The 6577-nt window shown below is 44.1% G+C and carries 9 protein-coding genes; 1 reads left to right on the forward strand and 8 read right to left on the reverse strand.

Translation table 11 applies throughout. The annotated features are described in order from the left end of the window. Nucleotides 1-8: 8 nt before the first annotated feature. The 6 genes from lepB to B5F53_RS18145 all read right to left on the reverse strand — a co-directional run bounded on the left by lepB (nucleotide 9) and on the right by B5F53_RS18145 (nucleotide 3976). A complete protein-coding gene (gene lepB / locus B5F53_RS18120; protein WP_087226631.1) occupies nucleotides 9-593 on the reverse strand; it encodes a signal peptidase I in 585 nt (194 codons plus the stop codon). Between the two features lie 69 nt (nucleotides 594-662). Continuing rightward, entirely contained in the window at nucleotides 663-1010 is a 348-nt protein-coding gene (gene rplS, locus B5F53_RS18125; protein WP_087226634.1) for a 50S ribosomal protein L19, read from the reverse strand. Nucleotides 1011-1126: 116 nt separating this feature from the next. Further along, entirely contained in the window at nucleotides 1127-1906 is a 780-nt protein-coding gene (locus B5F53_RS18130; RefSeq protein WP_087226637.1) for a PHP domain-containing protein, read from the reverse strand. Nucleotides 1907-1909: 3 nt separating this feature from the next. Next, nucleotides 1910-2386 (reverse strand): threonine/serine exporter family protein, encoded by a 477-nt coding sequence (locus B5F53_RS18135; protein WP_087226640.1) that lies wholly within the window; start codon nucleotides 2384-2386, stop codon nucleotides 1910-1912. Nucleotides 2387-2416: 30 nt separating this feature from the next. Further along, nucleotides 2417-3169 (reverse strand): threonine/serine exporter family protein, encoded by a 753-nt coding sequence (locus B5F53_RS18140; protein WP_087226643.1) that lies wholly within the window; start codon nucleotides 3167-3169, stop codon nucleotides 2417-2419. Between the two features lie 27 nt (nucleotides 3170-3196). Further along, on the reverse strand, nucleotides 3197-3976 hold the full coding sequence (locus B5F53_RS18145) for a ZIP family metal transporter (RefSeq protein WP_087226646.1): 780 nt from the start codon (nucleotides 3974-3976) through the stop codon (nucleotides 3197-3199). Nucleotides 3977-4138: 162 nt separating this feature from the next. On the opposite strand from B5F53_RS18145, the gene B5F53_RS18150 reads away from it, so the two are divergent. Further along, nucleotides 4139-5170 carry a LacI family DNA-binding transcriptional regulator gene (locus B5F53_RS18150; protein WP_087226649.1) on the forward strand — a complete coding sequence of 344 codons (1032 nt, stop codon included), beginning with the start codon at nucleotides 4139-4141 and terminating at the stop codon, nucleotides 5168-5170. Nucleotides 5171-5299: 129 nt separating this feature from the next. On the opposite strand, the gene B5F53_RS18155 is transcribed toward B5F53_RS18150, so the two are convergent. Beyond that, nucleotides 5300-5920, reverse strand: a complete 621-nt coding sequence (locus B5F53_RS18155) for a nitroreductase family protein (RefSeq protein ID WP_087226652.1) — start codon at nucleotides 5918-5920, stop codon at nucleotides 5300-5302. A 3-nt stretch (nucleotides 5921-5923) separates the two neighbouring features. Beyond that, entirely contained in the window at nucleotides 5924-6376 is a 453-nt protein-coding gene (locus B5F53_RS18160) for a MarR family winged helix-turn-helix transcriptional regulator (RefSeq protein WP_087226655.1), read from the reverse strand. Between the last annotated feature and the right edge of the window lie 201 nt (nucleotides 6377-6577).

Here is a 6577-nt window from a genome sequence, read left to right on the forward strand (position 1 = left end):
TTCTACCTCTATTTCTTCATAAATCCAATTTCTTTTAAGGGAGAGATCTGAAACCAGATTTTCCCTTCTATGTATGCTTTCTTTACAATTCCAATGTCTCCGTGACGGCTGTCTTCGCTGTTATTGCGGTTGTCTCCCAGGACGAAATATTCCCCGGTTCCCAGAGAAATGGGATCCTGCGCATTCCCTCCGTGATTCATAGAAGGAAAACTCTTTCCTTCCACATATACTTCGCCGTCAATCAGGATTTGTCCGTCTTTAATCTGAACCGTTTCTCCGGGAAGTCCAATGACTCTCCGAATATGAAGAGCCGCTTCATCGCTGGCATTCGTTTTAAAAACAATCAGATCTTCCCGTTGGGGATCTCCTATTTTATACGACATCCGGTTCATAAAAAATCGTTCCCCTGTTGAAATCGTAGGTTCCATGGATCCTTCCTGCATGGTCACGGTCTGAAAGAAGAGAATTGCCGTTACAGCCCCGAAAAACAGAACCACCAGAATTTGAAAGACCCATTTTAAAATTTTTTTCACTGCTTCCTGTTCGCAGAAATGCTTTAAATTCTGTAATTTCTCACTTTGTATTTTCTTCATGACTTCCTCTGCCTCATGATTGAAAAAGAGAGTGTTGCAACAACTACAACACTCTCCGTTTGTCAAAACTTATTTTACTATTTCTTTTACTTTGGCTGCTTTACCAACACGATCTCTTAAGTAATTTAATTTTGCACGTCTTACTTTACCGCGTCTTACAACCTCTACTTTTACAACATGTGGAGAATGTAACGGCCATGTTTTTTCCACACCTACACCATTGGATGTTTTTCTTACAGTAAATGTGGCACGGTTGCTTCCACCCTGTTTCTTTAATACAGTTCCTTCGAATACCTGAATTCTTTCACGGTTACCTTCTTTGATTAAAGCGTGTACTCTTACCGTATCTCCTGTTTTAAATTCCGGTACTTCTTTTTTCAGCTGTTCTGCTTCAATGTTTTTAATGATGTCGTTCATTTTATTCTCTCCTATTCTTCTGGATGTTCTTAATACAGTATCTGTAACAGAGGACCATCTTTTTATTCACAACGTAAGTCATTATACAATAAAACCCGTCTATTGACAAGTGTTTTTTACTGCTTTTCAAGTTTTTGCGCCATTTCCCAAATTCCCTTTCCCACATCTTCGGGACAATGGGCGTCTGAAGCCGTTTCAATGGGAACCTGCTCTCTCTGGAAAACAGCCAGCATCTGAGGATTCATTCCCCTGTAAGCATATCCGTAATTATTGAACAGACCGCTGCTTTGTTCCGCATACATTCCCTGCTCCTTTAATTTTCCTGCCAGTCTGCCATAAGTTTCCTCCAAATCCCGGGAGGACTCCCGTCCAAAACATTTAATGGAATCGGGATGGGCCAGGCCGGTAAAAAGGCCGCTGTCAATCAGCTCCTCCATGAGTTCATAATATCTTTCATACTCCTGATCCGTATCTTTTCCTTCCCAGAGTTCTTTCTTATGGTCAAAGCCAAAGCCGTCTATCCAGTGAATGGAACCAGTGAGAAAATCAAGGGGCAGATCTTGGGTCTCTCTTTTTATAAACTCCTCCCAATCCGGGAAATAGCAAACCTCCAGTCCCCAGCGGACTTTCACCGGGAAGGACTCTTTCCTCATCTCTTCTGCCAGCTTCAGATAATCGGAGAGTCTCTGGCTCCCTCTCCCATCCAGCCAGGAATCAAAGTACCCATTCGTACCGTACAGATGGCGGTACATAGGCAGAAACTCCCGGAAACGGTGGGTATGTTCCAGTAAATAGATTTCATCCAGCCCCTTCTTTTGGGCCTGGGAAACAAATTTCATCACCCAGTCCTTCGTATATGTGCCTCTCTCCAGATGAATATGGACGTCCTTTAACATTTCTTAACGCTCCTTCTTTAAGTTCTTCGCAAGCCGAATCATCTTTCTGTAAATAAAAAACCCTCTTCCAAGCTGCACTGCTACCGTAACACTCATAATGCCCACAGCAATGCTTCCGGCAAACAAAAGGGTATATGTTCCCTCCTGCACAAATCCATGCCAGTCATACCGCATCGCAGCGCTCATGGTTCTGTATAGCCCTCCTCCTGGTATCAGAGGAATGGAGGAGGCCACTAAAAAGACAGTAACCGGCGTTTTTCTCTTTCTGGCCATAATTTCCGAATATACAGTCATAGCAAAAGACGCTCCGATGGCGCATAAATAAATGTTGGAAGTCCCTTTCCCCAGCCCCAGGTAAACACCCCAGGCCAGCAGTCCTCCCAGAGAAGCAAACCACAGATTTCTTCCCCGCATCTGAAATAACATGGCAAATCCCAGAGATCCCAGAAAAGCCATGACAAGCTGAATCATCTCTCCCATTTTTTCTTATGAAAACCTTTCTTTTCTTCTCTAAAATAAATATCCGGATAACAGAAATCCCAGCGCTATGGTAATTGCCAGCAAAATAGATTCTGAAAATTTTATCAGACCGGTTACCATATCTCCTTTAAACATATCCCGAATGGCATTGGTAAAGGCAAGCCCCGGAATAAACAGCATAATATTTCCAATGCTGATCTTATCTACGTAATCCCCGACTCCCAGGGAAACGAAAAGATTGGCGCATAATCCTCCTATCACTGAACACAGCATGGCAAGAACGAAAAAATTAATATGCAGTTTCTTCAGCGCAGCTTCCTCACATTTTAAAATAAGCCCGATGATGGCGGAAGCAATCATATCCTTCCAGGTCCCTCCGAAAAAAACGGCAAAAGATCCGGAGATTAAAGCATAAGTGACAAGCTGCATGGGAAAGGAATAGCCCGGTGTTTTTAAAATAGTATCCAGTTCCTCCTGGATTCTGGAAAACTCCGGCTTTTCCGCACAGATCCTTCTGGATAAATCGTTGAGTTTCTCCAGCAAAGTAAAATCCGTCCTTACTGACTGGATTCTCCGCGTCTGTGTGCAGGTTCCAAAATCCTTTCCATAGATGGTTGCAACAATACAGGCGGTTATGGTAAATACATCTACCCGTTCCGCCCCGTATGCTTTGCAGATTCTGATAATCGTATCTTCCACCCTGCTTACCTCTGCTCCCCCGGTAAGCAGATATTCGCCGATAATCATGGCGCAATATAGATATTCTTCCTCATAAGTCCTCATGTTCTCTCCTGCCCCTGTAAACGGACCTTAGCCAAGAGCTACGTCCAATATCATCATTACAATAAATCCCGCCGCAAAGCCGATAGTCGCCAGGTTGCTGTGAGCTCCCTGGGAGGCTTCCGGTATCAGTTCTTCCACTACCACATAAATCATCGCTCCTGCCGCAAACGCCAGAAAATACGGAAGAAAGGCAGATAACTGACTGGAAAGCAGGATCATAATCAAAGCTCCCACCGGTTCAACCGCTCCTGATAAAGTTCCATAAAAGAACGCCTTCCCTTTGCTCATCTGATCCTCTGACTTTAACGGCATAGATATAATCGCTCCTTCCGGGAAATTCTGAATGGCAATTCCCAGAGTCAGTGCAAGGGCCCCCGCATACGTAATCTCATGATTTCCCGTAAGCATTCCCGCAAAAGCAACCCCTACTGCCATTCCTTCCGGAATATTGTGAAGGGTTACTGCAAGGACAAGCATGGTCGTTTTTTTTAGTGTGCATTTTACACCCTCCGGACAGGAACTTCCCATATGCAGATGGGGAATCAGTTTATCCATCAGAAGCAGAAATCCGATGCCCGCGGCAAATCCCACGGCCGCAGGAACAAAGGCAAACCGCCCCATATCTTCCGCCATATCCATAGCCGGTATCAGCAAAGACCACACCGAAGCGGCCACCATAATCCCCGATGCAAAACCCAGAAGGCTCTTCTGCATGTAGGATTTCATCTCATTCTTCAGGAAAAAGACGCAGGCAGCGCCGGCTGAAGTTCCTATAAACGGCAGCATAATTCCTAATAATATTTTCATAAATTCATCTCCTTACTGTATTTATAATATCAGATTTCCCTGGAAAAGGATACAAAAATCTGGGTTAAAATATTCCTTTCGTGCCTGCAAACGTTTGCGCTTTTTCCTGCATATTTGCCCTTTCATTTTTCGTATAATAAGGATACATAAGGAGGAAACTACATGACTTTAAAGGACATTGCCAAAGAAGCCGGCGTATCCATTTCAACGGTATCCCGCGTCATAAACAACAAAGCATGCAACGCTGCCAGCAAAGATACTCAGGATAAAATCTGGTCCATTGTAAGAAAAACAGGCTACACGCCCAACCCGGCAGCTCAGACCCTGAAAAAAGGAAACGCCCTCGTAAACTCTGACAAACCTACCCGCTTCATCGACTGTCTTCAGGCCAGAAGCACAAACATCGACGCCGATCCCTTTTTCTTCGAACTGGAAAGGGCCATCGAACAGGAGGCATTTAATCACAATTGTATTGTAAAACGCTCCTTTGCTCCGGCTGACATTCGGGATATGAAAGAAATCACCAGTCTCCAGGGAAATCTCGCCGACGGGGTGGTGATTTTAGGCCGATTCGGTTTTTCTCAGGCACAGATGAATTTCCTGAATGATACTTATAAAAACGTCATTTACGTGGGACTCAATCCCACCGACCTGAAATGTGATCAGGTCATCTGTAACGGATATGACGCCTCTGTTTCCGCTGTAAAATACCTCTTTGAACTGCGCCATAAGAAAATCGGATATATCGGAGAACAGAAAAATGAATGCCGCTTTCTGGGCTATAAAGACGCTCTTACCAAACTTAACCTCCCCTTTAGTATAACCAACACTGCCAATGTGATTCAGACCATCGACGGAGGGTATCAGGGGGCAAAGCAACTGATTCAGCGGGGCGTGGATATTTCCGCCGTCTTCTGTGCAAACGACTTAACCGCCATCGGCGCCATTAAAGGATTCTCCGAAAGTAAAAGAAATGTCCCGAAGGACATTTCCGTAATCAGTATCGATGATATTTCCATGGCTCAGTATCTGTCTCCCATGCTGACCACCATTCACGTTCCCATTGAAGAACTGGGAAAGATTGCCACTAAGACTCTGTTGGATCGGATTCAGTACGGCCACCGCCTGCCCTTAAAAATCGAACTGCCCTATTATATTGCCAAACGGGACAGCTGCCTGCGCTACCGCACCTGAAAAGGGAACCCTAAAGATGTCCGGAAGGGAACACCGTCCGCATTGTCAATTCCGCTGTATACGCCATGCAAATACTCCAACAGGAAATGGCCGAAGAAGAACACCACTTCTTCGGCATTAAGCCAAAATTTATTTCCTGCGCCAACCGCCCATATGTATATGACCTTCCGGGCTGCTGTCGTACTGTTCTAAAATCCGTTCCTCTTCTTTAGGATGCCCTACTCCAATAAAACAGGGCGTCATCCAGCCTTTGGGAACACCCAGTTTTTCCAGCACAATATCATGTTCTTTGTTCAGGGGAATACGCAGCGAATAACCCAAACCTTCATTGATTACAGCCAGCATCATATTTTCTGCTACGCACCAGGCGCTGGTAAGAGGATTGAGCTTACTGACCCATTCTCCATTCAGCCTGCTGCATTTAAATAGAGGGACAATTACGTAAGGGCAATTTACCAGCATCGTATACTGCCTCGGCATAGCATAGGCATACATTTCCTGTGCCAGATTAAGCTTTCTGTTTTCGTATCTGCCTGTATCAAATTTATCTGCAATGTATTTGGCATAGGCAAATGCCTTTTCTTTTTCTTCTTTTGTATGTAAAACGATAAACTGCCAATTTCGGTAATGATCCCATGTGGGAGCTTTCATTCCGGCGGCCAAAATCCTTTTTATCGTTTCAAAATCCACTTCTTGATCGCTCCATTCTCTGCTTGTTCTCCTTTTGTTGATCACTTCGTTAAACTCCATTTGTTACCCCTCCATCTCCTGGTTCACCAGTTTAGCCAGATTTTTTGTAAATATCCTGGATAAGTCAATCAACTGTTTCTGTTCCTCTGCCGTAAACATGGACATGGCTGTAACTTCTGCCCATGTAATATGACGGACTATTTTTTCACAATAAGCGCGGCCCGACTCTGTCATTTGCACCATTTTATTTCGTCTGTTTTCCGGTGTCTCCATAACTGTTACATAACTGTCTGACAGGAGATTTTTGATTATTACATTCACAGTTTGTTTGGATTGCAGGGTTCTCCGGCATATTTCTGTCTGTGTTATACCTTCCTCCGCATAAAAGAGGACATTTAATACCAGCAGCGTTTTCATCAGCATGCCATGGCGTTTTGCGTATTCATCATATAAAGCAAACTGTTCATCTCTGAACTTGCAATACAGGTACGCGTTTTTCTTTTCTTCTTTTTTCATAACTTACCGTCCTTAGTCTATTTCTTTACGGTCAATTTATTGACTAATTTAAGTATATCACTTTTTTGGGGGAATTCAAGACAGATTTCCAAAATAAGGAGATTTCCTCTGAATTTTTAGTACAAATCGAGTAGGAGGGAGTGATTAGCTCCCGTCCTCTCACACCACCGTGCGTACCGTTCGGTACACGGCGGTTTCAAT

The organism is Blautia sp. An249 (assembly GCF_002159835.1).
In the GTDB taxonomy this organism is placed as follows: domain Bacteria; phylum Bacillota; class Clostridia; order Lachnospirales; family Lachnospiraceae; genus Blautia_A; species Blautia_A avistercoris.

What these genes read in the sequence shown, in the direction of transcription:
- B5F53_RS18135 (WP_087226640.1), bottom strand. Translation starts at nt 2,386, where the DNA reads ATGGGAGAGATGATTCAGCTTGTCATGGCTTTTCTGGGATCTCTGGGA.
- B5F53_RS18145 (WP_087226646.1), bottom strand. Translation starts at nt 3,976, where the DNA reads ATGAAAATATTATTAGGAATTATGCTGCCGTTTATAGGAACTTCAGCC.
- B5F53_RS18160 (WP_087226655.1), bottom strand. Translation starts at nt 6,376, where the DNA reads ATGAAAAAAGAAGAAAAGAAAAACGCGTACCTGTATTGCAAGTTCAGA.
- rplS (WP_087226634.1), bottom strand. Translation starts at nt 1,010, where the DNA reads ATGAACGACATCATTAAAAACATTGAAGCAGAACAGCTGAAAAAAGAA.
- B5F53_RS18140 (WP_087226643.1), bottom strand. Translation starts at nt 3,169, where the DNA reads ATGAGGACTTATGAGGAAGAATATCTATATTGCGCCATGATTATCGGC.
- B5F53_RS18150 (WP_087226649.1), top strand. Translation starts at nt 4,139, where the DNA reads ATGACTTTAAAGGACATTGCCAAAGAAGCCGGCGTATCCATTTCAACG.
- lepB (WP_087226631.1), bottom strand. Translation starts at nt 593, where the DNA reads ATGAAGAAAATACAAAGTGAGAAATTACAGAATTTAAAGCATTTCTGC.
- B5F53_RS18130 (WP_087226637.1), bottom strand. Translation starts at nt 1,906, where the DNA reads ATGTTAAAGGACGTCCATATTCATCTGGAGAGAGGCACATATACGAAG.
- B5F53_RS18155 (WP_087226652.1), bottom strand. Translation starts at nt 5,920, where the DNA reads ATGGAGTTTAACGAAGTGATCAACAAAAGGAGAACAAGCAGAGAATGG.